At 61.5% G+C, this 23,639-nt stretch carries 29 protein-coding genes; all 29 read right to left on the reverse strand.

The genetic code is table 11. The features are described from left to right. Positions 1-185: 185 nt before the first annotated feature. On the reverse strand, positions 186-428 hold the full coding sequence (locus KUV62_RS15690) for a hypothetical protein (RefSeq protein WP_222604675.1): 243 nt from the start codon (positions 426-428) through the stop codon (positions 186-188). Then, the gene (locus KUV62_RS15695) at positions 419-859 is read right to left on the reverse strand and encodes a hypothetical protein (RefSeq protein WP_222604676.1); all 441 of its coding nucleotides are present in this window, start codon (positions 857-859) and stop codon (positions 419-421) included. Before KUV62_RS15695 ends, KUV62_RS15690 begins: the two co-directional genes overlap by 10 nt. 109 nt (positions 860-968) lie before the next feature. Further along, the gene (locus tag KUV62_RS15700; RefSeq protein ID WP_222604677.1) at positions 969-3,287 is read right to left on the reverse strand and encodes a hypothetical protein; all 2,319 of its coding nucleotides are present in this window, start codon (positions 3,285-3,287) and stop codon (positions 969-971) included. Between the two features lie 13 nt (positions 3,288-3,300). Then, positions 3,301-3,978, reverse strand: coding sequence for a hypothetical protein (locus KUV62_RS15705; protein ID WP_222604678.1), 678 nt, complete (start codon positions 3,976-3,978; stop codon positions 3,301-3,303). Between the two features lie 316 nt (positions 3,979-4,294). After that, a complete protein-coding gene (locus KUV62_RS15710; RefSeq protein WP_222604679.1) occupies positions 4,295-5,794 on the reverse strand; it encodes a hypothetical protein in 1,500 nt (499 codons plus the stop codon). Further along, the gene (locus tag KUV62_RS15715) at positions 5,784-7,007 is read right to left on the reverse strand and encodes a hypothetical protein (protein WP_222604680.1); all 1,224 of its coding nucleotides are present in this window, start codon (positions 7,005-7,007) and stop codon (positions 5,784-5,786) included. The genes KUV62_RS15710 and KUV62_RS15715 overlap by 11 nt, the downstream gene beginning before the upstream one ends. 9 nt (positions 7,008-7,016) lie before the next feature. After that, positions 7,017-7,907, reverse strand: coding sequence for a hypothetical protein (locus tag KUV62_RS15720; RefSeq protein ID WP_222604681.1), 891 nt, complete (start codon positions 7,905-7,907; stop codon positions 7,017-7,019). Continuing rightward, positions 7,898-8,290: a GNAT family N-acetyltransferase gene (locus KUV62_RS15725; protein ID WP_222604682.1), complete on the reverse strand. Its 393-nt coding sequence runs from the start codon at positions 8,288-8,290 to the stop codon at positions 7,898-7,900. Before KUV62_RS15725 ends, KUV62_RS15720 begins: the two co-directional genes overlap by 10 nt. 196 nt (positions 8,291-8,486) lie before the next feature. Next, positions 8,487-9,356: a hypothetical protein gene (locus KUV62_RS15730; RefSeq protein ID WP_222604683.1), complete on the reverse strand. Its 870-nt coding sequence runs from the start codon at positions 9,354-9,356 to the stop codon at positions 8,487-8,489. Continuing rightward, on the reverse strand, positions 9,353-9,949 hold the full coding sequence (locus KUV62_RS15735) for a hypothetical protein (RefSeq protein ID WP_222604684.1): 597 nt from the start codon (positions 9,947-9,949) through the stop codon (positions 9,353-9,355). Before KUV62_RS15735 ends, KUV62_RS15730 begins: the two co-directional genes overlap by 4 nt. After that, on the reverse strand, positions 9,942-11,294 hold the full coding sequence (locus tag KUV62_RS15740; RefSeq protein ID WP_222604685.1) for a hypothetical protein: 1,353 nt from the start codon (positions 11,292-11,294) through the stop codon (positions 9,942-9,944). Before KUV62_RS15740 ends, KUV62_RS15735 begins: the two co-directional genes overlap by 8 nt. Beyond that, a complete protein-coding gene (locus tag KUV62_RS15745) occupies positions 11,291-11,689 on the reverse strand; it encodes a hypothetical protein (protein WP_222604686.1) in 399 nt (132 codons plus the stop codon). Before KUV62_RS15745 ends, KUV62_RS15740 begins: the two co-directional genes overlap by 4 nt. Next, the gene (locus KUV62_RS15750) at positions 11,686-11,835 is read right to left on the reverse strand and encodes a hypothetical protein (RefSeq protein ID WP_222604687.1); all 150 of its coding nucleotides are present in this window, start codon (positions 11,833-11,835) and stop codon (positions 11,686-11,688) included. Before KUV62_RS15750 ends, KUV62_RS15745 begins: the two co-directional genes overlap by 4 nt. A 12-nt stretch (positions 11,836-11,847) precedes the next feature. Next, positions 11,848-12,420, reverse strand: a complete 573-nt coding sequence (locus KUV62_RS22865) for an HNH endonuclease signature motif containing protein (RefSeq protein ID WP_222604688.1) — start codon at positions 12,418-12,420, stop codon at positions 11,848-11,850. Between the two features lie 58 nt (positions 12,421-12,478). Then, the gene (locus KUV62_RS15760) at positions 12,479-13,720 is read right to left on the reverse strand and encodes a P22 phage major capsid protein family protein (protein ID WP_222604689.1); all 1,242 of its coding nucleotides are present in this window, start codon (positions 13,718-13,720) and stop codon (positions 12,479-12,481) included. Between the two features lie 16 nt (positions 13,721-13,736). Then, positions 13,737-14,552 (reverse strand): hypothetical protein, encoded by an 816-nt coding sequence (locus KUV62_RS15765; RefSeq protein ID WP_222604690.1) that lies wholly within the window; start codon positions 14,550-14,552, stop codon positions 13,737-13,739. Between the two features lie 10 nt (positions 14,553-14,562). Next, a complete protein-coding gene (locus tag KUV62_RS15770; protein ID WP_222604691.1) occupies positions 14,563-16,560 on the reverse strand; it encodes a portal protein in 1,998 nt (665 codons plus the stop codon). Continuing rightward, positions 16,557-17,885, reverse strand: a complete 1,329-nt coding sequence (locus KUV62_RS15775; protein WP_222604692.1) for a DNA-packaging protein — start codon at positions 17,883-17,885, stop codon at positions 16,557-16,559. Before KUV62_RS15775 ends, KUV62_RS15770 begins: the two co-directional genes overlap by 4 nt. Further along, positions 17,839-18,180: a hypothetical protein gene (locus tag KUV62_RS15780; protein WP_222604693.1), complete on the reverse strand. Its 342-nt coding sequence runs from the start codon at positions 18,178-18,180 to the stop codon at positions 17,839-17,841. The genes KUV62_RS15775 and KUV62_RS15780 overlap by 47 nt, the downstream gene beginning before the upstream one ends. Before the next feature lie 46 nt (positions 18,181-18,226). Further along, a complete protein-coding gene (locus KUV62_RS15785; protein WP_222604694.1) occupies positions 18,227-18,514 on the reverse strand; it encodes a hypothetical protein in 288 nt (95 codons plus the stop codon). A 163-nt stretch (positions 18,515-18,677) separates the two neighbouring features. Continuing rightward, on the reverse strand, positions 18,678-19,262 hold the full coding sequence (locus KUV62_RS15790; RefSeq protein ID WP_222604695.1) for a transcription termination/antitermination protein NusG: 585 nt from the start codon (positions 19,260-19,262) through the stop codon (positions 18,678-18,680). Next, positions 19,259-19,519 (reverse strand): hypothetical protein, encoded by a 261-nt coding sequence (locus tag KUV62_RS15795; protein WP_222604696.1) that lies wholly within the window; start codon positions 19,517-19,519, stop codon positions 19,259-19,261. The genes KUV62_RS15790 and KUV62_RS15795 overlap by 4 nt, the downstream gene beginning before the upstream one ends. Next, positions 19,516-19,794, reverse strand: a complete 279-nt coding sequence (locus tag KUV62_RS15800) for a hypothetical protein (RefSeq protein ID WP_222604697.1) — start codon at positions 19,792-19,794, stop codon at positions 19,516-19,518. The genes KUV62_RS15795 and KUV62_RS15800 overlap by 4 nt, the downstream gene beginning before the upstream one ends. Then, positions 19,791-20,069, reverse strand: a complete 279-nt coding sequence (locus KUV62_RS15805) for a hypothetical protein (RefSeq protein WP_222604698.1) — start codon at positions 20,067-20,069, stop codon at positions 19,791-19,793. Before KUV62_RS15805 ends, KUV62_RS15800 begins: the two co-directional genes overlap by 4 nt. After that, positions 20,066-20,248: a hypothetical protein gene (locus tag KUV62_RS15810; RefSeq protein WP_222604699.1), complete on the reverse strand. Its 183-nt coding sequence runs from the start codon at positions 20,246-20,248 to the stop codon at positions 20,066-20,068. Before KUV62_RS15810 ends, KUV62_RS15805 begins: the two co-directional genes overlap by 4 nt. After that, positions 20,245-20,595: a hypothetical protein gene (locus tag KUV62_RS15815; RefSeq protein ID WP_222604700.1), complete on the reverse strand. Its 351-nt coding sequence runs from the start codon at positions 20,593-20,595 to the stop codon at positions 20,245-20,247. The genes KUV62_RS15810 and KUV62_RS15815 overlap by 4 nt, the downstream gene beginning before the upstream one ends. After that, the gene (locus KUV62_RS15820; protein ID WP_222604701.1) at positions 20,592-21,521 is read right to left on the reverse strand and encodes a toprim domain-containing protein; all 930 of its coding nucleotides are present in this window, start codon (positions 21,519-21,521) and stop codon (positions 20,592-20,594) included. The genes KUV62_RS15815 and KUV62_RS15820 overlap by 4 nt, the downstream gene beginning before the upstream one ends. Beyond that, entirely contained in the window at positions 21,521-23,008 is a 1,488-nt protein-coding gene (locus KUV62_RS15825; RefSeq protein WP_222604702.1) for a DEAD/DEAH box helicase, read from the reverse strand. The genes KUV62_RS15820 and KUV62_RS15825 overlap by 1 nt, the downstream gene beginning before the upstream one ends. Further along, entirely contained in the window at positions 23,001-23,480 is a 480-nt protein-coding gene (locus KUV62_RS15830; protein ID WP_222604703.1) for a hypothetical protein, read from the reverse strand. The genes KUV62_RS15825 and KUV62_RS15830 overlap by 8 nt, the downstream gene beginning before the upstream one ends. Positions 23,481-23,639: the final 159 nt, after the last annotated feature.

The following is a 23,639-nucleotide window of genomic DNA, read 5'->3' on the forward strand; positions in this document are numbered from 1 at the left end:
CCCGGCGCGGCACCATAGCGCGCAGCAAGTCTTCACGATGCGCCATAGCCTCAAGCCTCTGGCGCAGTTCCTCTGCATGGCTGCTGGTCTGGTTCGCACTGTCCCGTGCGGCGCGCGCAAGACGCCGCATCTCCTCAAGCTCCTCTGCAACCTGAGACGGGGTCTTGTGGCGAAAGGGCCACCATCTAGCCATTGCGCGTTGCCTCCAAAACATCGAGAGCCTTTTGCAGTGTCTTGATGTTCTCTGCCGTCTGCTCTTGATGGCGGGCGGCGTCTTCCAGGCGCTCTTTGTAGTGCGCTCTCATATCCGAGAGCCTAGCATCCGATACCGCGATAAACATCGCGTGCAGCTTGACGATGGCATAGCCAAGCGCCAAAACGCCGACACCCAATGGACCGTAAACGCTCAGAACGGGCTCTAGATCCATTGCTTCACCCTCTTGCCAACCCGGAACCCAAGGGCCACAGCCCAGACGCAGAAGATCCACGCCAAGATCGAATGGTTGAAGGTGAGCAGCGTGAGGTTTCCGTGAATACCCGCCTCTTTCAGCGGAAACAGCACGCCCGCGCTGCCGAGCGACACCATCAGCCAGTCGAACCAGCTATCCCCCGGCTTCCACCCTTGGATCTTCGCCTCGATCAGTACCGCGTAGACGCCGCTCACCGTGCCGAAGACGACAACCCGATACGGCATCTCCCCGGAGATCTCGCGATAAGCGCAGATGATCAGGAGGCTGGAAAGAAGCCCCAGCATCGTATGGCCAAGCTGGTTCGTTAGCTCGCCGTATGGATCGCGCGCGAAGTCGTCCGGCGCGACGAGAACATCCCAGAACCTCATAGCTGACACAAAACCGAACATTGCGGACGCTGCTTGGCGTCACGAAATATGAGTTTACCCATCGTCAGGCCCTCCTATGGCCGGTCAGTGGTAGCCGTCGCCCATGTTCCAGCACGGGCGGCGGCGCTGCTTATGACGTGCCTTTCGCGCTGACATGCGCAGCCCAGCGGACAGACATGGTGTTCTCTGCCGAGACGATCAGCGCGAGCCGGTTGGCGTTGATAGCCCCGAGGTAGAGGAAGCGCGTCGTGCCATCGAGGAGAGCGGCACCAGATGTGTGCGTCGGGGCGGTTGCCGATGCGCCAGTGACCGTGATGACGAGGTAGACGTTCCCCGCATTGGTCACGAGATCGCCAACGGTGTAGGTCTGCGCACTCCACGCGGTGCCGTTCAGCATGACCACGTCAACCGGACGCTGGTTGTTGCTGATGGTGTCCACGCCGACCACCTGCGTTTTTGCCACGACAGCCGATGTACCGGACGCATTGCGGCGCGCCAGCACGCGGTACTCATACTGGAAGTAGTTGTTCCCGCCGCTGGTGTCGGTCCCTACAATCTCGGTGTTCAGCGTCACAGCTTGGTTGTTTCCGCTGAAATCATAGGTGAATATCTGGTTCGCCGAGTAGTTGCTGGTGAGCGCGGTGTACGTCTGGTCGATCGACACGCCATTTCCGCCCGCGAGGATGTTTCCGAACACCGACAGATTGTCCGTCGATAGCCCGGTGACTTCCCAGGCGCGCTGCGAATAGGTCGAACGGCTAAAGTCGTTACCCGAGATGATGGCGGATTGCTTCTCCGCATCGGTCAGGTTGATCAGCGCGGTTCTGCCAGGGGCCGAGATCTCCGCGCCGAACTCATTCCCAGACACCATGACAGACGTGCAATCCAGAGAGATGACATTCGTCGCCCCGTCATTCTCTCGGAAATCGCTGTTCTGAATGTGCATGCCGATGACCGGTACCTTGCTGGTTGAGGCCCCCGCCACGGAAATCGCTGCGGTGTTGTGCTGTCGGAATTTGCAGGCGTTGATCTTCAGGCCCTCAATTCCGCCCTGCGATGACACAAAGCCGCCAGCGTCGGTGACGGACATGAGAATGCCATAGGCCCCGATGAAGCCAGCCCGGAACAGGCATTGGTCAAACTCGATATCCTGATACAGACCGTTGCCAGCCCCCGCCACGCTGCCGGTGATCTGAACGTTTCGGTCGCAGACGCCATCCATGTAGCACTGTGCAACCTTGATATCCGTCACCTTGTTGTTCTGCGTCGTGCCGTCCGGCGCGATCAGGAATTCGCTCTGTGCGCGGATCAGGTGGCAGAAATCGACGTAGAGGCCATCCGAACTGTTGACCTCGATACAGGAGCTCAAGAGCGTGTGGTCAGACGCAAGGCCGATGAACTCGCACTGCTGGATGAAGTTGCCGCCGCCCGGAAGAGTGTCGCCGCCCTCATTGACGCCCTGGAAGCGCACGAAGGTCCGCGCCGAGCCTGTCTTGCTCTTGAGCCAGAAGCGCGAGTTGTTCAGCCGCAGATTGCTGCTGCGGTGCAGATCAAGCGTGGTGTAGAAGTCGATGAAGTGGCAGCGCTCAATATACCAGTCGTTCGCCTTGCCTGCCGTGATGCAGCGGCTCGACGTGCTGGCAACATTGGTATTCTGGAACGTGAAGTCGGTGAACTTCGTGCCAGAGACGAAGGTGGACCCAGCCACATCGCCGCCGAGCGTGATGTAGCTTTCATTGATGCGGATCATCGGGTTTGAGTTGTCTGTGACAAGCCGTGCGCCGTGGCCGACAAAGTGAATGGCGCTCTTGCCTTCCTCCAAGATGAAGGTGCTGGCGAGGTAATACGTCGAGCCAGCCATGAAGTGGACTTCGGCGGTCGGGGTTGCCCCGTAGTCGGTCGTCTCGCCGGTCAGGGAAATCACGTAGTCAGCCGCCGAGTTGATGGCTGCCGTCATGTTCGTGGTGCCCGGCGTGGCGTTCTCCGCGAAATGATCCGGGTACACATCACCAGCCGGAACAACATTCGCGATATCGCTGATGACCGTCGCGCCGTCCTGCACCTGAAACGGCAGAGTACCGAGCCAGATGATTGCGCCATCTTCAAGCTGAAGCGCTCTCGCTGCGACTTCTTCGCGCGTCCGAGCCGTGACGGCATAAGCGCTGAACGGAATCGGGAGGTAGTCCTTAGGAAAGCCGGGAAGGCTCGCACCCTCATCGTCCGTCAGATCGACCTTGTAGACACCGACCGGGACGTAGATCTCCGGGAAGGCTCCGTTCGCATTGGCTGGGACCGGGAACGTCTGCGGGGTCGTCAGTCCGTTGTCGCTGTAGGTCGTGACCGGCGTGGTCGTCCCGGCATCGTAGACGTAGCAGAGCGCGCCAGACACAGTGAAGCCGTTCGCGTCGAAAGCGCGGAGCCCGAGGTCCGCGAGAGAGATTTGCACCATGTGAGAAGCCTTCTTAGAGCCCGAGGTATGCCAGAGCGTCGAAAGATTGATCGGAGGATGACCCGAGCAGACGTTCGGCGTTTCGACGGTGGCCAGCCATCTGGCTCTCCACCTTGTCGCGCACGGTCCCCGGCGCGCCGCCATTGTTCGCATCGGATCGATTGTAGAGACCCGGTGCGCCCGCGTTGATCGTGCTGTAGATATCGAGAAGGCCCATGCCTGGGGTCACGCCATTCTCGCGCAGGTAGCGCGCTACGGCCCCGTCAGCGCCAAGCTGAGAGCCGACTGGGTTGTCCCAATCGACGCCGTACTGTTCGGCCTGTGGCTCGCCAAACTGGATCAGGCCGCGATGCTGACCCCACTGTGTGGTCGGGCCGGCTTTGGTTGGGTCGAACGTTCCGGCTGTCTCGTATGAGATGGCCGTCGCAAGGTCGATCGGGTCCACCCCGAGGGCCGATGCCGTGTCGATGATCCCCGCCGCAACATCGTTGCCGCCATAGCTTGCCGCCGCCGCGCGCGTCGGCCCGCCATAGGTCGCAAGGGCATTGTTTCGCGCTTGCGTGTTGCCCGCGCCCTGCTGAGTGCCCATATTGGCGAGACGGTTGCGGAATTCTTCCTGCCGCTTCGCCGCGATAGGCGCAGCAATGGACAGCACGTTGAAACCCGAACCCGAGGGAACAGTGTTGAACATGGGAGGCCCCGTGAATTTTTGTGAGATGGTCTAGCGGCTAACCATAGGCGTGGTTATCTTGAGCGAATGAACCAAGTAGACCCCTACCTAGCCGCTCCTGTGGCGGTTCTCGCCACCCTTGTCGTCTTGTCAGTGATTGCTATCGGTCGGCGTGTTGGCAGGATCGAAACGGAAACCGGTCGCACTGGCCCTTCATACCTGTTCCTGAGTGTCGTCTGGATTTCAGGACTGCTGCTCTATCTGGGCAGGGATATTTCGCCGTTTCTAACGCTGCTCATGTGCATGCTTGGAGGCGCGCTCGCTGCTTTCGGTTTCGCTATCTTTGCAGTCCACGTTTGGCACTCTCTATTGCGGGCGCTGCGCCTGTAATAAGACCCGCCTGCGTTCTGGTGAGCTGAGGCGCGGCGGGATTCGCCGGGCGATATCCGGAAACCACATCCAGAATGTTATCAGCACCGCGCTGAACGCCACGATCTGCTGCCGCTTTCGACATTGCCCCGACGCCCATCAGAGGCAAGGTGGCGCCCCCAGAGGACATGCCCCCGACGATGTGAAGCGCCATCATGAGGCCATTCCCACTTGGCGACAGCTTCCCGACGAGGCGCTGAATGTTCTCGGTCTTAGAGCCTTCGACAAACCGGCGCATCACCCCGATTTCCTCATCACTGAAGAACTTCGACTTCCTCTTGTCGTTGATGATGCTCGTTACCGCCTGCCGGTACTTATTCAGGATATTCCCACCGGACCCTGTTGCGCTGGTCTGATCGCGGGCTTTTTGAAAGGCGTCCTCGAGAAGCTGTGCTTTTGCAAATCGCGAATTCGCCGCGCGGGCGGCGCTCATCAAGTTGGACGCCCCCTCCTTGCTTGCAACAAGCTCATCGATCTGCCCGATCGCATCTAGAATGCGCGGCTGATCCTTCGCCCCGCTGTATCGGGACCAAAGGTTCTTTCGGATATTGTCGAGTTGAGAAAGCGTTGTCGGCGTTCCTTGCCGACGATCAAGGATCTTAAGAACAGCCCGACTCGCGTTGTCCGTTTCCTCGACGTAATTTTGGGCGTCAAACGCATCGCTGACCCGCTGGTATAGCGCCTGCATATCGTCAGGTTGAAAGGTAAAGCCGCTCTGGTCTACCGCATCATACGCCGCATTCTTTGCTGCTTTCAAAGACCCGACAGACGGGCGCTGCTGAGAGTTGTCAAACAGCCGAGACACACGCTTTGGCAGCCCCTGAACCGCGTCGGAAATCTTGGGGGCCGCTGCGCCGAACAAGCCACCGAGAGCGAAGCCCGTAGCCGCAGACTTGGCGCGCTCCTGAGCACCCCCCTCACCCTCCATGAAGCCATAAAGACCGCCCGCCCCAGCTCCAAGTCCGGCGCCAGCACCCACACGGCCCACAACCTTGCCAGCTTTCGCGGCGAGGCCCGCGGCCCCAGCACCGGGGACAAACGCTGGCGCTACATCAACGGCGAAAGCTGTCTTCGGGTTCTCCTCCCGAAACTGCTGCTGATCCGCTCTGTATTTCTCGCGCCGACCCTCGTAATCGCCCCGCCCGATAGCGGCGTCAAAGGCTGCGTTTGCCTCGTCTCCAACCAATCCCAGAGAGAGCGCCTCGGCAAAAGAGTTCAGCCCTGTCGCGACCTTCTCCCCAACCGACATTACACCATCATCAACGCCAACCACGTTGTCTTTCAAACGCCCCATGAGCGACATATCAGCCTGAGGCGCCGCCTGCTGCTGGGCCTTCGCAGACACGCGATTGGCCTTCTCCCGCTTAGCTCGCTCAAGAAGAGCTGCTTTTAGTGCATCATTGGCCATTTTCTGCAATCCATGCGTCAAGCTCTTCGTCTGTCATGCCGCCGAAATCAGGAATTTCGATTGTAGGCTTTTCAGGTTGGCCGCTGTCGCCGCCCTGCGTCTCCCGCTGATCAACGTAGTCAGCGCCGCCGCCAGAACCCAACTTGATACCTTCGATCGCATTGATGCGGTTGCGGCGCTTTTGCTCCATCACGTCCGGGCTATCTCCCGGAACAGGGAAATACTGCTGTTCAGCGTTTGCGAATTCTTCCACAGAAATGACGGCACCAGATTCCCGACGCAGAAGCGCATTGATGAAGTCTCGGCGTGCTTGGTCGAACTTCTGATATTCCGGTGTGCGCACGAAATTCCCGAGACCGCCGGGAAGGTTCCCAGCCATCCCCTGCCAGAAGTCGAGACCTTGGCTATCAAACTGATCGAGGATCTCGTTTGAATCCTGCATTCTGATGTAGAAGCCGGTGTTCTTTCCTTGCTCGACGTTCAGTTCCGGTGCGCCCCCACCGAAGCTTTCGTCAATAGTCACGCTGCCATCCGGCCCAACAGAGGTCCGCGTCGTTTTCTGTCCAGCGCGCTTATAGTCGATCCTCGACATGGGCGTACGACCTGCGGCCTCTTCCTCCGCTACATACCTTCCGTATTCATCAGCAGGCTTGGCAGGTCCCGGAACCAGCGTCTCCGCCATCTCGAACGCTTCAGCCGCACCGGTCAGGCCAGCCGCGATCACCGGGAACGTCTCGTAGGTGACTTGCGACGGGTCGATGCCAGCGCCTTGGATCGCCTGCGCGTTCTGCTGGACAAACTGCCCGAAGGCGTCCGGGCCCTGACGATAGGCGACAGCGGCTTGCGATAGGCTCTGGCGAATGCCTTGAGCCTCCTGCGCGCGCTGGTACTCGGTCATCTTCGCAGCGTGCTCTTCCGCCGCCCGCTTGCCGCGCGCCTTGAGCTCGTCCAGCTGCGCCCGGTCCACCTGCATGCCCATGTCGAACTGCTGCTGAGCCCGCGCGTCCGCCGCGCTCTGCCGCCGCATGTCAAACGCCGCCATCGGGTCAATCTGAGCCAGCTTCGCCAGCGCATTCGGATCGCCAGACGCGATGCCTGCGCCTTCCGTGCGGTAGAGGTCCGCGAGGCTGTTCTGCTGGCGGATCGCCTGCATGTTCTGCCCAAGCTGCATCCCGCGACCGACAGAGCCGCCGAGGTCGAAAACGTTGGCCATGTCGTGTCCTTATCCGAAGTAACCAGCTCTCGACATGCCGTAGATAGTGCCGAGGTTGTTGAACGTGCCTTGCAGCGCGTTGTTGACGCCTTGGTAGCCGCTTGCCCGAGCCTGACCTGCGGCCATCATGTTTTGCCCCGCCTGATTGGCGTAGTTCGTGCCATATGCGGCGGTTTGAGAGGCCGAGCTCTGCCCCTGCCCTGCCAGACCGGCGATGCGGTTTAGCCAGTTGTTGTATTCTTGGTTCTGCCGCCCCTGTGCGTCAGTCGCGAGAGCGTTGAGCGTTGCCCCGCTGAGACGCATTCCGCGCGCCGCTGCGTTGCGGTTGATCGCCTCCTGCGACTGGTCGAGGGCGTACTGAAACCCGGGCGTCTCCTGAAAGCCTTGATACTCGTAGCCCGCCGCGTTGTTTGCTGCGCGCTGCGCCTCGCCCATCGTGTTGTAGGTCTTTCCACCGACGCTGTAGGTCGTGGTTGCTGCCTGTGCTGCTGCCGGGCCACTATCGAAAAGCGGTTGGCGCCCGGTAGCGGCCCTAAGCTTTTCCGCCGCTTGGAAGAGTGGAAAGTTGCGGGCGATATATCTGGCCGGGTGCGTATCAGGAGACCAAACGCCTTGCGTTCCGCTTTGCGCCGTTTGTGGTGCTGGCGTGGTCGTTTGCGAAATCACCGGCTGGATATCGTTCGGGTTCGCGCCAAGGCCGAGCTCGTAGTTCAGAGCGGCAAGCGCATTGGTCCCGGCATCGTACCACGGCTTTTGCAGGTCGATGTTGTTGTAATAGATTTCGCGCTGGAGTTCCGTCGAATCCTCAGCCGCATCAGCCTGTGCATCTGCTGCTTTGCTGGCGGATCGCGAACCAATCAGACCGCTTGCGATGCTGCCGACTGCTGCACCTATTGCCATGGCGTCCATCCTTGCATGATGAGATTGCCGGAACCGAGTGGCATGGTTCCATCCTTTACGAAGCCGAGACGGCGCGCGAACGCGATCGCAGCCCTATTGCTTTCCGGCGTCCAGCCGATGATGCGCTCGCACTCGTGAGCGTCCCAGAACGCCCTGAGGATGCGCTTTGCTGGCTCAGTCGACCTGCCCCAGCCTTCTGGCTTGACCCCGTAGTGGCCGCCCCAGACGCCCGGCCAGGGCATCTTGTGGAACACCCCGCAGACATGCTGATCAGCCCAATACTCAAAGCCCTCTTCGGGCAGCGCATACGGGTCGAGGTCAAAAAGCCGCTGCGACTTGTGCTCGAAGAACGGCGCGGCCTCGATCGCGGTGAGTTGCCTCACGGCAGGAGAGCCGCCTCTAGTGTTCCAAGCGGCGTAACGCTGTGCTCGCCGCACCACCCGTCATTGCTCATGATCGGGAAGTTATTCAGGCCGATATCCTCGCGCTCCCAGAGGCGCGCGGGCGGGTATCTACGGCAATACACCGTGTCGTCATCGCGCGGATAAGACATCTCGCAATTGCTGCAAACTCTCGCCGTCATTGGAGGTCTTCCTCGTACCAAATGAGGGTAAGAGCCACTCGCGCCGCATTCGAGAGAGAGCCACCCGCGCCCCCGATCTGGTAGGCAAAGCTCTGGCCGGGCTCGATGATGCGATTCACGTCAATGCGAAACTGCACGCCGTCCACCGGGAGGATCTGCCCGAGCGCTGGCGTGCCAAGGCTCGTCCCGTTGACCGCGTATTCAAAATCCGCCGCCGATGACGCCGCACCCGGCTTGAGGTTGTTCGGTGTTACCGACGTCCCACCTGTCAGGGCTGTCGAGTATGTCGGGAAGAACTCAAGCTCCAGGTTGGTTTGCCCGGAGGCCCTGTTGTTGGAGATCAGGCGCTGCGTCAGGAAGTAGCGCTTGTCGGTGCTGTCATTCTGAAAGCGCGCCTGAAGGTAGTTGGACGCCGTCACGGATTGAGTGCTTGTCCCGACAGAGTATGCCCGCCCTGCGCGCTGCGCCTCCTCGAAGGCATCGTGCACAGGTCCGATGACGAACACCGTGTTTGGCGCGGCATGCGCGACGATCTCGATATCAACGGACCCGCTGGTCCACGCCGTCGCCTCAACCTTCGCGACGGAGCCGCCAGCAACGAACCGATATTCCCGGCTTACCGCCGACCCCGTACCAACAATCTGGTTCGTGCCGATCGACCCGACACCAGATTGAAAGAGAAGCCGTCCGCCTTCCGCCGTGCTGGTCGAGGTCGCCAGCCCGGTCACTGTGAGCGTCCCGGTGAACGTTCCTGTGACAGTGATGATGCCTGAGGCGCAGTTGTTGATATCCAGCTCAACCGTCTCGTTCAGCGCGTCGATCGTTCCGCTGGTCGCGATGTTCGTTGGCGGCGGGACATAGGTCATACGATAAACCAGTTCGTTCCGTCGCAGTGGACGGTCAGGGACATTCCGCTAAGCGTGATCGGCGCGGTGGCGCTGCCCTCCACGGTGCCAGTCGCTGGCGTGAGGGTGACAGCATTTGTCGTGCTGTCGGTTTTCTTGATGTTCAGCACACGGCCATCCTCTGCGGTGAGGTTGACCACGATCGCGCCTGAGCTCGCATCGCAAAGAACGGTCGTCACGTCGCCAGGGTTGTGCGGGCTATCCGCGAAGGTGATGCTTTCCATCTCCTTGACGGTGACGCTCTCAAGATCCGTCCTTAGCAGCGCGATCGCCGCGACGTTGGCCGCGATAGCAGCCGTGTTCGTCGCGATGTTCCCAGCGTTCAGGGCGATGTTGCCGGTGTTTGTCGCGATCTGCGTTGCGTTGGCCGCAATATCGATCGTGTTCTGCTCGATCTGCGTCTGTTGCTCTTCGCTGAGCTCGACAACCGTATCGACGGAGGGCCTCAGGCTTAGATCGAGCCACCGCAGAAAGGCCGGAGTTGCGATAAGACGACCCGTCTGGTCCCGAACCGCGATCTCCTGCCGAGGCGCAAAGGACGGCAGCTTAGCCATAGTCTACCGCCACCCCAACGATGTTGCGCGGCACGTTGTCCGTGATGCGAAGACGCGCCTTACCGACCTCAAACAAGCCTAGGGCATTCCACTGCGCGCGCTTGGCGTACTGGCCGAGCCCGCCCATCTCGCGCCACATCTCCGGCCCCCACGAATAGCCGTCGCGACTGGTTTGCAGCATCACCTCCGGCGCGCGCCCGAGACCACCCGTTCCGCCCTCCACGTCGAGATAGAAGCGCGTGACACGGAAGTAGCGGCCACCTCGGGCCACCAGCGGCGCAACAGCCTCAGCCTGCATCGTCTCCCCGAAGTCAGAGAAATCGCTCTCGCTGACCGTGGCAATCTTGCCGTTGCTGCACCCGAAATACTGCTCACCTTGGAACAGGAGCGCGGCCTCGGCCAGCCAGGGGCCATAGCTCAGCCCGGACGACCGCTCGTGCCACAGGCCGGTCACAAGGTCGAAGACAAGCGTTGTGCCGCCCTCTCGCGTGATGGCGTAGAATTCGTGCCCCTGATCCGAGAAGGTAAACCCGCCGGTCACGGTTGACCGCTCAAGCTCGTCCTTGATTTCCGGCGTGCTGATCCACTGAGGATCTGCGCCGAGCACGCGGGCCACCTTCTTGTCAGGCGTCACCCAGAAGAGCGAGTTGTCGGCCTCTGCGACGGTCTTGCCGCTGATGGTGCCGATCTCGATGATTGCACCCTGGTTTCGCGTGAAGGGAAAGTCAGTAGCGCCCGAGTTGTAAAACCGCTCCACCGTCTCGGAGCCGAGGAAATACACCTCGCCGTGGTCGAAGTACGCCGCGAGCAGCGGGTCGGCATTGTATTCCGCCGCCACGAAGTCAGCCGCGTCAAAGGTCGTCGCATCGTCCAGCGCGGAAAGCTGGATGAGGTCGTCGACACCCGCTCCCGTGCCGATGACGATCATGTAGCCGTCAGCGCTCGTCACGCCCACAGGCGTATCAACAGCGCCCGTGCTGTAGCTCGCGGTCGTCAGGCCGTTGCAGACGTAGTAGACGCCGCCAACCACGATCGCCACCTGAGTGCGGTTGGCAGCCATGTAGGTCTCGCCGTCCGTGATCGTGCCGACATTCGACACCACGCCAGCCGCCGTGATCTTCCAGACGATCCCGCCAGATGCGACGAACATGTTGCCGCCCATCTGGATCATCGAACGAACCGGATCGCCCGTGCCGGTATCCGCAAACTCTGAAAGCCCGCCCGTGCCAACCAGCACGATCTGCGACACGCCCTCAGAAGGGCGCGCGAAGTAGTTCACCACCCGCTCGCCGCTATAGCTGCGGCTGCCGGGCTTGGACTGGCGAGCGAACGGGTTGAAACTCACGTGGTGGTCAGCGGCAAATTGCCGTCCCTGTCTTCACGCGACGGCGGGCGCAGGAGCGCCGCGTCAACTGTGAGCGTCGGAATCTCCACATACGCGGCTTGCAGCGTGCGGAACCAGTCGTCAGCATCGAAGCTCGGCGGCACGGTGAAGTCCGACGACATGCGCCCCGCGAGCAGGTAGACCGTGCCCTCGATGAACTCATTCCCAAGGGGGAACGTGTCACTCATCGTGAGCTCAACGTGCTCGGTATCCACCGAACGCGCCTTCCACCCGTACATCATGGCGTTGAGCGCAAAGAGCGCCTCGTCAGCCTCATCAGCGCTCGGCTCTTGCCCGATGCCGACCACGCCGATCTTGGTGAGCGCCGCCTTGATGATATCGCGCGCGGTGGTCACTTCTCGGCCTTCTCGATCTTCTCAGCCATGCCAGCGGGCGTGTCAGCCCAACCGCGCGGCGGACGTCCTTCCGGGAACAGCTTGGCTTCGATCTTGCCGTCCGCGATGCGATAGCCCCACTCGGGGGGATTCTTCTTCTCGGCCATGTCGCCCTCCATCTACAGATGCTTCCACACCCGTCTGTTTCGAATGTCTGAAATCTGCGTCGTAGATACGCCGAACCGCTTAGACAGATTTACGCCTGTGTCTGCGCTAGCACGAATTTCTAAGACTTGCGCGGCTGTGAGCTTAGAGCAGCCGTGAGCCTCTCCCTTCGAGGTGCCGTAGACGTGGCGTCCTCGGCTCATCTTATCCGCCATATTGTCGTCGTGAGTTCCGAGGCGCAGATGGCTAGGTCTCACGCACCCGGGGTTGTCGCATGAGTGAAGCACATGCTTCGGACCTGGGTCCTCACCGTGCGCTAATCGCCAAGAAACCCTATGGGCCAAATTAGGCGTTTCCTTGATTGCAAACCGCCCATAGCCGTTGGGGTCCTTGCCAGCCGTCCACTCCCAGCACCCCTCGGAAACAGAGACGTTCATCCAGAAGCGCTCGAACTCGCACAGGCCGTGAGCCTGATTTTGCCTGACGACCGTTGGGTCTCCGTACTTTCGCCACTTGGCGTAGTGTTTAGAGCACCAGCCTCTACCGAATTTCGGCTTATTGCAGCCTTCAATCTTGCAGGTCTTCATGCATCACCTCCGGAACCAATCCGGAGGTGATGTTATCATGGGTTCAAGACTTATGCCATTACCCCCAAAGGCGCGTCATGAGGTCGGGATAAATGGCGCGACAGCCGTACAAAATGTCGAGACGAATGATGTCCTCGTCGGTGTCGATGTCGTAGTCCTTGATGACACGAACCGAGAGGCCGTTGTCGCTCTCACGCGCCTTGAAGGCAGCGCCATCCGGCATTTGCAGCGGCACGGTGACCAGAGCCAGGGCGTTCTTGTGGAAGCCGAGGTTCTGGGGGTAGGCAGTGCCGCCGGTGCCGAGCACGGTGATCGCCGCGTTGTCCGCCGGAGCCGCCGAAACGGTCTGGAACGGACCCGAGGTGATGATCGCCGGTGAGATGGTCAGCGTTGCCGGACCGGTCGAAGCGCCGGAGTCGGCGTCGGCCAGCACGGTGAACTGCTGAAGGTACGGCAGGACAGTCTTTCCAGTGGTGCCTTCGCCCGGAACCGGGTTGACTGCGTACACGCCAGCGATGGTGAACACGTCACCAGCCTTGAGGATGCCCGTGGTCGAGTTGGTCCAGCCGTCAGTCACGAGCGTCTGCGAGTTCGCACCAGTCGAGGCCGCGTAGGTCACATCCTGGTTCGCGCCATTGACCAGCGGCGTGCCGGTTGCAACGCCAACGGTGTGGCTCTGCACGTTCTGCGTCGAGAAGGTGTCGAAGCCAGCGACGTAGCCGACCTGCGCCCGCTCATAGGCAGACTTGCCCATCGCGCCCACCGAGTCCAGCGTGAGCTGGTTGCCGGCGATGGCGTAGTGCGCTGCCGGGTTCATCACCATCGAACGCATGTCGGAGGGAACCGCCATTTCGTCCATGCGCTGAGCCGCAGCCGCCACGGCGGCGAAGTTCGCCGGGGTGGTGCCGGGGGTGCCGACGCTGTTCCAGCCGGTGGTGTACAGGCCGTGCAGCGAACGGTCCACGGTGTTGGCGAGCGTGATCATCGCGGGCTTGATGTACCGCTCAGAATATTGCTCGATCGACAGGGTCAGATCCTCGGTCGAGAACTTCCACGACACGTGCTTGCGCTGGTCGATGGTGATCGAGGTGGTCTTCTCCTCCACGTCCTGGTTGACGCGGGTTGCACCGTCTGCGGTGTAGAACTTCACGGGCTTGCGGATCGACACGGTGTCGCCCTGGCCGCCGGTGAATTCCTTCTTGTACTCGCGGTGGACGCGGTTGCCCATGACGAGGTTGTTTTCGAGCTGGATCAGCGCTTCTTTCGCGATCAGGCTCGGAGTGACAAGGGTGTTAGCCATCTGTCAGTTCTCCTGGTTAGGCCTGGCCGGCGCGCCATTTCCGATATTCGCTGATAGACATTTTCGACGGGTCTTTTTGCGTCGATGCCTTCGGGCGAACCGGCTTGACGGGCTCGGGGGCCTGCGTTGCTGTGCGGGGTTTGGGGGCTGAAACGCGAGCCTCCATCCGTCCAAGCTCCATCGCCGCTTCCATGGGCGACAGAGACGAGATCCGGCGGGCCTCTGCTGGATTCAGTCCGAGTTGGTAGGCCACATCAGCGCCAGCATCCATGCCAGCGATCATCTGTGCGACCTGATCCGAGATCGGGGCTTTGAAGGCAACCTGCTCGAAATCTGCGTAGCGTTCGCGCGCTTCCGTCACCTGGGCAGCCCATCCTTGGGCAACCTCTTGGTTCCGTTCCTGCTCGATGCGCTGCATCTCCTGCTGGTAGGCCTGCGCCTCGCGCTCGGCTTCTTGCTTGGTTCTGCCGTCCATCATACGCATGGCGTGATGGGCGCTGAGAGCCGCTTGGTATTCCTCGTAAGAGGCGAAATCGCCCTCTTTCGGGGGCTGAGAGGTGCCAGCCGCTTCTTCGAGCCGCTTCAGCCGCTCTTGAACGGCCTCATACTTGCGGTTCGCCTCTTCGGCCTCCTGCCGGTATCGCTCCATCTGCTCCTTGCGGCGCTGGTGTCGCGATTTCGGCTTGTCGTCGCCCTCGGTGCTTTCCGGCTGCTCGCCCTCTTCACCTTCGGTCGCCTCCTCGGCCTGCTGGTCTTCCTCTTGCGTGGCCTCTTCAGTCACGCCTTCCTCGGTCGCCTCCTGTTCAGGGGCAACGCCAGTCTCTTCGCTCATGGTCCTTTTCCTACGCTGGGAATTGCCCTTGTGGGGCGGGCGTGCTCATCAGCACACGGGCGACCTGCTGCTGCACCGCAGCCGCGATCGCCTCGTTCAGTGCGCCCGAGCTCATCAGGAGCTCAAGCTGCTTCTCTGCGGCCTCGTATCGGGCTTGCTCAGCCTCGGAACCTGCCTTGACCGCATCAGCCTCGGCCTCTGTGGCCTCCGCTGCGTTCTTACGCATCTCGATCGCCATGGCGGCTTGCTGCTGCTGAGCCTGCTCGGCCTGCTGCATCTGCGCGGCTTGCGCCGCCTGCTGTTCTTCCGGCGACAGGTCCTCGATGCTGCGCATGCCCGGCGGAAGCGCCTTGGCGAGCCGGTCCGCGATCTTGTCAGCGTCGGGCCAGTCCATCGCCTTCGCCACGAGATCGCCAATGATCTGAGCCGCACCAGGAACAGCGCGGATAAACTCGATCATGCCCTCCTGCGTCTCTTGGCGGCGCGTCGAGTAGTTCGGGCCGGTGCTCACGCGCAGGTCATAGCTGCCGATCGACAGGTCATTGACCGGGACGGCATAGCCCTCCTGCATCACGGTCGTGTTGATGCGGATATCCTTGATTGCGTCATCTTCCCCGAGGATCTTCACCACGCGCTCGGTGTCGTAGATCTTGGGGATCATCGAAATCAGGATACGGCCACAGGTCGCGATCGCCTTGGCCATGTTGTCGGTGTAGATCGACGTGGAAACGTCGCTCTCCATCTGGCGCTGGCGGATTGCAACGCCGCTGGCCTCGTTCGACCGGTTGCCAAGAGCCGCGTCATAGATGCCGGTGGTGGCCTTCATGTCCTCTGCGGCGGTCATCGCCTCGGAGGAAAGCCCCTGCGAGGCGAGCGGAGGCGTTTCACGCTGCGGACGCCCCGGAGCCTTCTCATCCGGGTTGTAAGGCAGGAACGAGTAGTTCGAGCTGTTGGCGTTCTGCCAGTAGCGCTCAAGCCCCTGAAACTGCTTGATCGTCCCGATATATGGAGCCTTCGGCTGCAATTGCACGACTTCCGCCGACGAGGAGCGGAAGAAGTTGTACATCTGCTGGCTGTCCTTCGCGAAGCGGATCACGCTGGAGCGATAGACTTCCTCGCCAACGTGCCATTCCTCACCGACGACGGCGACGACCGGGATGTACTTGCACGGCACCTCCTGCGGGCCTTCAAGCACCTCGTTTCCGGTGATCTTCGCCCACATGATCTTGTGGGTGTCCACCTCGCGCTCACGCAGGATCAGCGCCTCGGGCACTTCTTGCTCAGCCTCGTCCTTGAACAGCGTGGAGCCGTCTTGCAGCATCAGAAGCGTGCGCGTGACGGGTTGCTTCCAGTAGTATTCCGCGACAGTCACCTTGCCGTCGCTGTGCCAATGCTCAAGTCCATCCGTCTCGGCGTCGTAGGCTACATCAGAGGCCTTCTTTCCGGGGTAGGCCTTCTCGAAGTCAGCCTCTCGCATGGTCTCGGTGATGAAGATGTAGCCGGCATCCTCGCGCGTGCTCTCTTGCGCCGCCGGATCGCAGTAGACGGAGAAGCTGTTGCGGATGCGCTGGATGCGGATCTCCTGGTCGAAGCTGTCTTCGCGCTCCCACTCGTTGATCACCCGAAACCAGCCGATCGAGCACGCCGCTGCCGTCTCTGCCGTCTGCTCATAGACCGTGCTGGCATCGCTGCGCTGCTCGATATTGCGGATCAGCCCCTCGTAGATCTCCGCGACCTCTTCCGTCGCCTTGTTGTCGCTCGGGCCGACCTTGATCGCCGGATTCATCTTGCGAATATCGCCAGTCACCTGCCGGACAAACTGCGGCAGCCGGTTGATGGTGAGGCACGGCTTCCCGTCTGCCTCGCGCTGGCGGCGGATCTTGTCAGGCCACTGCTCACCGATCAGCTTCTGGAGGTCATCCATGTCGCGGCCACGGTTCTCGCGGTCTGCGTCAATGGCCTCCTCCATGCGCGTCCGGGCGGCTTCGAGGATGTCTTCGTTTTTCATGCCATCCATCCGCGCCCTGAGGGCGTCAGCTTGAAGTTCGATGCGTCGGGCACGGTGTCCACCATGTCGGGGAACAGCTCTGTGAGCGCCCAAACGAGAGCGTCGGCGCGGTCTGGTGACCCGTCGCCATGGTAGCCCTCGTTCGTGAATTGCGTCATCTGGTTTTCGAGCTCGGGGAATTGACCGACGTGACGCACGCGGCCTTGTGCGTAGAGAGCCGCCACCGGCTCTGCCCTCACATGCTTGCCTCGGCTCGCCCTGACCTCGATCACGTTGACGTTCGGCGCGATGGCTCTGATCGTATGAGCCACCATGTCGCCGCCGTTGTTCACCTCAGCCACGATCGCGTCAGCGCCGTACTTGTGATACATGGCGATGGACTCGCGCGCCCAATCCATCGGGCTTCCGCTGATGCTCGCATCTTCCAGCACATACCCAGCCTGATCTTCCGCAGCGCCAGCAACGATGATCCCGTGCTGGTCGCTTTCCTCGGTGTTCGTCACCGCAGGGTCGAGAGAAACGACCGTGCGCACCATGTCGGGAGCGGTGTTGATCCGGTAGCTGTCTATCACGCTTTGCGACCATAGAGCGCCGGGAAGGTCTGCGAGGATCTCGGCGTTGAGTTCCTGACGGCCTAGACGCGTCCCGCTGTAGCGCTCGTAAACCTTACGGATGAAGCTGCCAGCGAGGTTTGCCTTGTTGTCGAGGGTTGAGCCCCGGGTGACATGCACCTTGCCTTCTTGCCCAGCGACGATGGCCTTGATGATCTCGGTTGCCCTCGGTGTCGTCGTCACCAGCGTTCGGGGATGGTTGCCGCGCCGCATGCCGAATTGCAGCATGTCCCACGTCTCGCGGGCGTATCGGTATTTCGCAAGCTCATCGACCCATGCGGTGTCAAACTCCGGGCCGCGCAGCTGGTTCGGCTCCGTGCCGTTGTAGCCCATCGCCATCGCGCCATTTGGCCACGACACGCGCACCGGTTTGAACCTCACGCTGATATCGGGGCAGATCTTTTGCAGGCGCGCGACCATGACTTCCTCAAGGTCTTTCTGCGTCTCTGCCACCAGGGCAATGCTTTTCGCCCCGGCCTCTACTTGCTCCTTGATCCAGCGTGCGCCAGTCTCCGTTTTTCCCCAGCCCCTCCCGGCCAAGCACATCCATACATCCCACTCGCCATCCGGCGCGATCTGGTCTGGTCGTGCGAGGAAGTTGCGCCAGTCGCAAAGAAGGGCCTCGGCCTCCGCATCGGTAAGCTGCGAGAGAAACGCGGCCCTCTCATCAGGCGGAAGGCTCGCCAGTCTCTCCGCTCCGCTCTGCGATGCCATTCAGGAACTCCGCCAGTTTGGTTGCGCCCTTGCCGACCTCCTCGGTCTTGAAGGTCTCGCCGTCAGGGTTGGCGACCTGCACGGGGATGAGCTTGGGATAGATGGTTGCCCAGAAGGCGCGCTCGTTTGCCGGATCTTCTTGCGCCCATGCGACCATTCGCTTTGCGCCGCCGAGCTTATCAGCGGCCTCCTCGATCATCGCTTTGGCAGTCGCTGTTGTCTTGTTTGGGCTGCCTTTCGGCCTGCCACGGCCCCGACGAGTAAGATTTTTCTCGCCCTCTATTTTATTTCCCATGCTCGATCGCGCCGCACTAGGGGCACGCCTCTCGCTGTTGGTGGGGTTAGGCCTCAATCCCCGAGATGATCGAACCATCCTTGAGCGGGCCGAGCTCGATGGTGGTGCCGACTGCGACGTAGTAGCCGGTCGTTGCGGATGCGGTAACGTCTGCCGAGACGTAGAGCGCCGCATCAACCGCTGAGATGCGCGCAATCTCTCCACTAAGAGGGAAGAGCGTTGCGCTCGCCGCTGTGCCGCTTGTGGTGACGGCCTCAGCCGCGCGAGGGTGCGTTGCGAAGACCGGGGCGCCGGCCTGGACAGCCTCGCCGATGGTGACGTGCATGGTGGACATGGCTTGCCCCTGATGTTCTGGAAATGCGAAAGGCCCGCGAGTTTCCTACGGGCGCAGTCAGAGCGCCAGTCTTCGGGCGTAAAACCCGAAGCCGCCGCTCACCCTTCCGGCAGTGTTGCCCGCGTGGCGGGGTCTTACCGGCGTAGAGCTTATATCTCGCAGGCTACCCCAGCTTGTGTAGGCGGTCAACATCTGCCTCTGCCGAGATATCTGCACCAAACATATGGAGCTTGAACCGTGCTTTTCCAGCACGCAACTCGATGACTTCGACCTCTTGTCCCTCACCCATGAGGCCGGATAGGACGCGAACCCGATCACCTTTTCGGATGCGCTTGGCCTCTTCAACCTGGGCTTTCTGCGCTTCGTCCACGGATCGCATCGCGTGCAGCTTACGGATATCGTTCGGCCTGATAATGCCCCAGTGGCCGCTCTGCATTGTGAGCGCACCGGTGATGAACGGGCTGTCGAGAATCCGAGAGTAGATCGCCGGCCCCTTGAAGAGCGCGAACACAAACCCCGGCAGATAGCGGCTCTCCCGCTCGATGCGCTTGCCGCGAATGACGGTGGTGCGGCGCGTGACTGGGTGGAAGGCGTAAACGTCCCGAAGTTCGAGCCACGCTCCCGCCGCCTGCTCCTTTTGGGGCGCGACAGTGAGGGCGTGCCATCTGGCGTCGCCGCAGACGTTGACCGCGCGCCGGCCCCATGTGTCGAGGTTGGCGCGCTCGATGCTGCCGATGTGGTATGTCATTCACCTGCCCTCTTGCTGCCTGCCTTCGCGCCGCCGAGCGGATGCGCGCACTGCTCCCACATGCACGGCCCGCTCATCCCGCAGGATGGGCACCTCTGGTCAAACGGGAGGTCTTCCGGCCCGAGGAGCGCTTTGATCCGGTCAATTTCGCGCTGCCATGTCGCCTTGTGCGCCTCTGCCATCTGAAGTTGGCCGCGCAAGTCATCTCGGCGCTCCGCCATCCACTCATCTGCAGTCATGCCTGTTCGGTAGCTCACGCCTTGCCCTCCTTGTCGATGAGGGCGCGGATATCGATCGGGATGTAGTCAAAGACCGGAACGCCCTTACCTACAGATTTCCAGCCGTTCAGATGCTTCTCCGCGACCTGCGCCGCCTCTTCCAGCGCCTCACGGCGGGCTTGGGCGATGATGTCGGCGCGGACGTATTCGGTGCAGACCGTCCCGTCTATGATTGGCTCAGTAGAGCAACCGCCCGCATACCACTTTCGGAAATCTGCGTTCGGCCATGCCCAAATCTTCTCAGGCGCACTCATCCCTTCGCCTCCTCGTATGCAGAGAGGGCGGCGCGGGCTTTGTCGCCGCCATCCTTGATGATATCCCCAACTGACATGGAAATTCCGTAGTCCGTGATTTCCACATCGTAGCCGTCGAACGATCTGTCGGCGTAGAACTCAAGCGCCTCCACCACGCGGCGCGCTGCGATCAGTTCGCGCGCCAATGAAGCCGCCATCATCTTGAGAATGCTCTGCGCCTCATCGTTGCAACCCTCGTTTAGCTCCACCAGCCGTTGCAGTTCTTCCGTGGTCATCCTTCGCCCTCCTCGATCTCGTTGAGCCTTGCCATGATGGCGTCGTATCGCTGGGCCTTGGCCTCGTCGCTGAGCCCTGTCGCGTGCGCTGTGGTGGCGTCCTTCATCAACTTGCGGATCAAGCGGCGCTTGTCGCCCTCGCGCTGGCGGATCTGGTCTATGCTCGCGCGGGTGGTCATTGCGCCACCTCGTAGAGATAGGGGTCTACCCGGTGAGCTCGCTCTCGGGTCAGGCGTCCTGCGCGGTATTCCATGCCAAGGATGCGAGACACGTAGGCCAGGCTAAATCCGGTCTCGTCGCACACGTCGCGCGAGGTTGCGCGGCCCCGGTCCTTGATCGCGGCGAAGATCTTCGCACGCATGGTCGCGCTGCTGGTGGTGTGGCCAGCCTCGCCCTTGGCGTTGTCGCGCATCCGCTTGTTTTCCTCGGCGGCGTACTCTGCCATCGTCTTTGTTGGCGAGGTCATTGGTTGTGCCTTGGGGAAGTGGTGGGCCTTGGGGCGGACTGATGCGTTTAGGGTGGTCATTTGCTTGCCTCCAAATTGATATCGGCCCAATCGGCCCCGACGCGCGGCGGGATATGCACGCTCACCTCGATCCCCTTCACGGCCAGCTTGTGAGCGAGAGCCCACGCCGCAGCATGGCCTCCGAATTTCGGGTCGTTGTCTCCGAAGATCGCGACCTCGTTGCAGCCCTCGGGCGGGAGCCATTTCGCCATTCCGCCGCTGTTGATCGCTGCCCATACCGGCATGTCGAAAAGCGCCGAGGCTCCGAACGCGGTTTCGATACCCTCAGCGATGCCGAGCGGCCCGCCTGCCACGTACTCGCTCAGCCGGACGCATGAGCCGTCAGGCAGCTCACCGGGCATGAGCTTGCGAGGCGCGGCCATCTCAGCCTTTCCCGAGCCATCAGGCTTGAGGAATGTCCGGTGCATCGTGACCGGCTTTCCGTCCGGGCCGGTGACCATCGCCACCATGCAAGGCCGGATGCCGCCTTCACCGTCCCGCAGCTTCGGCGCGAACCTGAGCGCATCCGTGTACGTCAGATCGGCAACGCCGCGCACTTCGAGGTAGCGGTGCACCAGATCCCCCGGCTTGACGGCTTCGGTGGCCTTGTAAGTATTTCGCAGAACATCGCGGCGCGTCTCCTGCGTCATCTCCGGCTTCGGCGCTTCGGCCTTGAGGTTGCCGACCATGCCGTCGATGATGCTGGCCACCTCGCGGAATGGCTTCCCGGTGTATTCGCAGGCAAGCTTCATCCCATCGCCAGCACCGCAAGAATTGCAGATGTACGTCCCGCGACCCTCTTTATCGTCAAAGCGAAACCGATCAGTACCGCCGCAGAGAGGGCATGGGCCATGCTTGTCGCGCAGGCTTCGCTCGGGGACGCCGAGCGTCATGAGGATGCCGCGCCACTTGCCCCTGGCGGCGTGCGTCGTCTTATCGTGAAACATCAGCTCGCCCCCTTCTGCTTGGACTTGGCCCACGCGATGCGGCGGCTCTTCTCCCAATTCAGGAAGCCTTGATCGGCTGGGCGGCGCTCATCGCTGAGGCCGCGCGGCCATACGCCAAACTTTTCGCGGTACTTGTTCGCCGCCCAGCCGGGCTTGTATCCTCGCTGGTCAGCCATCCAGAGCGCCATGCTGTAGACTGACTGTTTCTCCTCGCGGGTCGCCTTCTCGGACTTGGCGCGCTTAGGCGTGAGTTCGACAAGTTCCCCATCCACGGTTTCAACGCCAGCCACCGGCTTGCGCTCGTGGCCGCAGAACGGGCAGGTCAGGCCTGTGTGAAGGGCGGCGCAGTTGGCGCACTCCCTCGGCAGCTTCTCGGACGGCTTGCGCTCCTGGCGCTCACCCGGAGCGGTCTTGTCGAGCGTGTGGTGTTCGATATCCGTCACCAGACCGTTGCGCAGGCTGTTCCCAGCGTGGTCGAGGATGAGAAGATCCTCGGTTCCGGGGTTCACCCGCAGGCCGCGCCCGATCTTCTGGACGTGCAGCATCTCGGATTTTGTGGGCGCGGCGTCGATGATGCAGGACACCGGCCAATCGACACCAGTGGTCAGGGTGCGCACGGAACACGCGACTTTCACCTCACCGGAACGGAACCGGCGTTCGATGATCGAGCGCTCTACCGTGTCGGTGAAGGCGTCAACGTAAGCCGTCGCCACCCCGGCCCGCTCGAACTCTTCCGACAGCGCCTTGGCGTGCGCCCGGTTCACCCCGAATAGCAGCGTCGGGCGGTTCTGCCCCTTTCCCAGCCACGTATCGACAACCGACGCCATGAGCGCGTTGCCCTGCATCACCTCAGCCGCATCGCCCTCGGCGTAGTCTCCCTTGCTGACCTTGACGCCGGTCATATCCGGCACGTCCGGCGCGTAGGCCGTGAACTGCGAGAGATATCCGGCTTCAATGAGCTCGCCGATGGTGCACGGGATCACCAGATCCTGCCAGCGACGGCCCATGCCTTTCGCCCACGGGGTAGCGCTCAGACCGATGAAGAACACGTCTTCGCGGCTATCCATCAGCTCTTCGATGACCTTTGCCCGCAGGTGGCACTCGTCAACGATGATGAGCGAGGCCTCGGGGATCTCACGACGGGCAAGGGTCTGCACCGATGCCACCTGAACCCTTGCCAGAGCATCGGTGCGGGGATGGTTCGCCTGCATCACGCCGATATCGCGGATGCCCTCGTTTTCGAATGCGCTCACGGTTTGGTCGATCAGCGAGACAGCCGGGGCAGTGAAGATTACCCGGTTGCCCTTGGCGAGAGCACCCTCGATGACCTTGGCAGCGGTCAGCGTCTTCCCGAAGCCTGTTGGCCCTTGGCAGACGACACGGCGGTTTCCCTTGCCAAGAGATTGACGGATTGCCTCGATGGCTCTGGCTTGGTGAGGCCGAAGGGTTTTCGGCTTGGCGCTTTGGCCGGTCAGGAGGTCAAGCATTCGAACCTCCTTCGCCATTCTGGCTAGGGTCGCCTTTGACGGGGTATATACCGTGTGCAATTTTTGCACGCGACAACCGTGCAATTTCGGGTCCAACAACCGTGCAATCCTGACCCCTTCCGCGCACGAAATCATCGACCCAATCACACCCGCAGAGCACGAAAAGGGCGTAGGTGTTGACGCTGTAACGGGTGGCCGCACCGTGCCCGCCTTTGAGGTTGGAGACGGGATTTAGAACACCGGCAGCGCGCAACATCGACATGGTGCTTGCCACCGTTCGAACACTCACGCCGGCCTTCTTGGCGATCTTCTGGCGCCCCGGATGGATCGGTCCCTTAGCCCGGTGGTGGAACCAATGGTTCACCAGTGCGATAATCACATCGCGCTCACCCTTGGTGAATTCACCCTTCCTGATCGACTGCCGAACGAGGCGGCGGAAGGATTGCTCTTGGCTGTCTTTGAAACTCGTCATCCCCTCACCGCCTTTCCGGCGATGAGCGCAGCAAGCGCGCCGATGCTCTTCCAATGGGATGTGTTTGCGGAATCACCGCGCGGTGTTATATTGGCCTTAACAGCCATGCCCGTACCTCCTGAGTTCGGGTTTCGGTTAGGCCCGGCTGGTGTTGGTAGC

The sequence above is a fragment of the Salipiger bermudensis genome (assembly GCF_019801965.1).
Taxonomy (GTDB): Bacteria; Pseudomonadota; Alphaproteobacteria; order Rhodobacterales; family Rhodobacteraceae; genus Salipiger; species Salipiger bermudensis_A.

Excerpts from the sequence above, each read along its gene's own strand:
- KUV62_RS15690 (WP_222604675.1), bottom strand. The coding sequence starts at position 428 with ATGGATCTAGAGCCCGTTCTGAGCGTTTACGGTCCATTGGGTGTCGGC.
- KUV62_RS15695 (WP_222604676.1), bottom strand. The coding sequence starts at position 859 with ATGTTCGGTTTTGTGTCAGCTATGAGGTTCTGGGATGTTCTCGTCGCG.
- KUV62_RS15700 (WP_222604677.1), bottom strand. The coding sequence starts at position 3,287 with ATGGTGCAAATCTCTCTCGCGGACCTCGGGCTCCGCGCTTTCGACGCG.
- KUV62_RS15705 (WP_222604678.1), bottom strand. The coding sequence starts at position 3,978 with ATGTTCAACACTGTTCCCTCGGGTTCGGGTTTCAACGTGCTGTCCATT.
- KUV62_RS15710 (WP_222604679.1), bottom strand. The coding sequence starts at position 5,794 with ATGGCCAATGATGCACTAAAAGCAGCTCTTCTTGAGCGAGCTAAGCGG.
- KUV62_RS15715 (WP_222604680.1), bottom strand. The coding sequence starts at position 7,007 with ATGGCCAACGTTTTCGACCTCGGCGGCTCTGTCGGTCGCGGGATGCAG.
- KUV62_RS15720 (WP_222604681.1), bottom strand. The coding sequence starts at position 7,907 with ATGGCAATAGGTGCAGCAGTCGGCAGCATCGCAAGCGGTCTGATTGGT.
- KUV62_RS15730 (WP_222604683.1), bottom strand. The coding sequence starts at position 9,356 with ATGACCTATGTCCCGCCGCCAACGAACATCGCGACCAGCGGAACGATC.
- KUV62_RS15735 (WP_222604684.1), bottom strand. The coding sequence starts at position 9,949 with ATGGCTAAGCTGCCGTCCTTTGCGCCTCGGCAGGAGATCGCGGTTCGG.
- KUV62_RS15750 (WP_222604687.1), bottom strand. The coding sequence starts at position 11,835 with ATGGCCGAGAAGAAGAATCCCCCCGAGTGGGGCTATCGCATCGCGGAC.
- KUV62_RS22865 (WP_222604688.1), bottom strand. The coding sequence starts at position 12,420 with ATGAAGACCTGCAAGATTGAAGGCTGCAATAAGCCGAAATTCGGTAGA.
- KUV62_RS15760 (WP_222604689.1), bottom strand. The coding sequence starts at position 13,720 with ATGGCTAACACCCTTGTCACTCCGAGCCTGATCGCGAAAGAAGCGCTG.
- KUV62_RS15765 (WP_222604690.1), bottom strand. The coding sequence starts at position 14,552 with ATGAGCGAAGAGACTGGCGTTGCCCCTGAACAGGAGGCGACCGAGGAA.
- KUV62_RS15770 (WP_222604691.1), bottom strand. The coding sequence starts at position 16,560 with ATGAAAAACGAAGACATCCTCGAAGCCGCCCGGACGCGCATGGAGGAG.
- KUV62_RS15775 (WP_222604692.1), bottom strand. The coding sequence starts at position 17,885 with ATGGCATCGCAGAGCGGAGCGGAGAGACTGGCGAGCCTTCCGCCTGAT.
- KUV62_RS15780 (WP_222604693.1), bottom strand. The coding sequence starts at position 18,180 with ATGGGAAATAAAATAGAGGGCGAGAAAAATCTTACTCGTCGGGGCCGT.
- KUV62_RS15785 (WP_222604694.1), bottom strand. The coding sequence starts at position 18,514 with ATGTCCACCATGCACGTCACCATCGGCGAGGCTGTCCAGGCCGGCGCC.
- KUV62_RS15790 (WP_222604695.1), bottom strand. The coding sequence starts at position 19,262 with ATGACATACCACATCGGCAGCATCGAGCGCGCCAACCTCGACACATGG.
- KUV62_RS15800 (WP_222604697.1), bottom strand. The coding sequence starts at position 19,794 with ATGAGTGCGCCTGAGAAGATTTGGGCATGGCCGAACGCAGATTTCCGA.
- KUV62_RS15805 (WP_222604698.1), bottom strand. The coding sequence starts at position 20,069 with ATGACCACGGAAGAACTGCAACGGCTGGTGGAGCTAAACGAGGGTTGC.
- KUV62_RS15810 (WP_222604699.1), bottom strand. The coding sequence starts at position 20,248 with ATGACCACCCGCGCGAGCATAGACCAGATCCGCCAGCGCGAGGGCGAC.
- KUV62_RS15815 (WP_222604700.1), bottom strand. The coding sequence starts at position 20,595 with ATGACCACCCTAAACGCATCAGTCCGCCCCAAGGCCCACCACTTCCCC.
- KUV62_RS15820 (WP_222604701.1), bottom strand. The coding sequence starts at position 21,521 with ATGTTTCACGATAAGACGACGCACGCCGCCAGGGGCAAGTGGCGCGGC.
- KUV62_RS15825 (WP_222604702.1), bottom strand. The coding sequence starts at position 23,008 with ATGCTTGACCTCCTGACCGGCCAAAGCGCCAAGCCGAAAACCCTTCGG.
- KUV62_RS15830 (WP_222604703.1), bottom strand. The coding sequence starts at position 23,480 with ATGACGAGTTTCAAAGACAGCCAAGAGCAATCCTTCCGCCGCCTCGTT.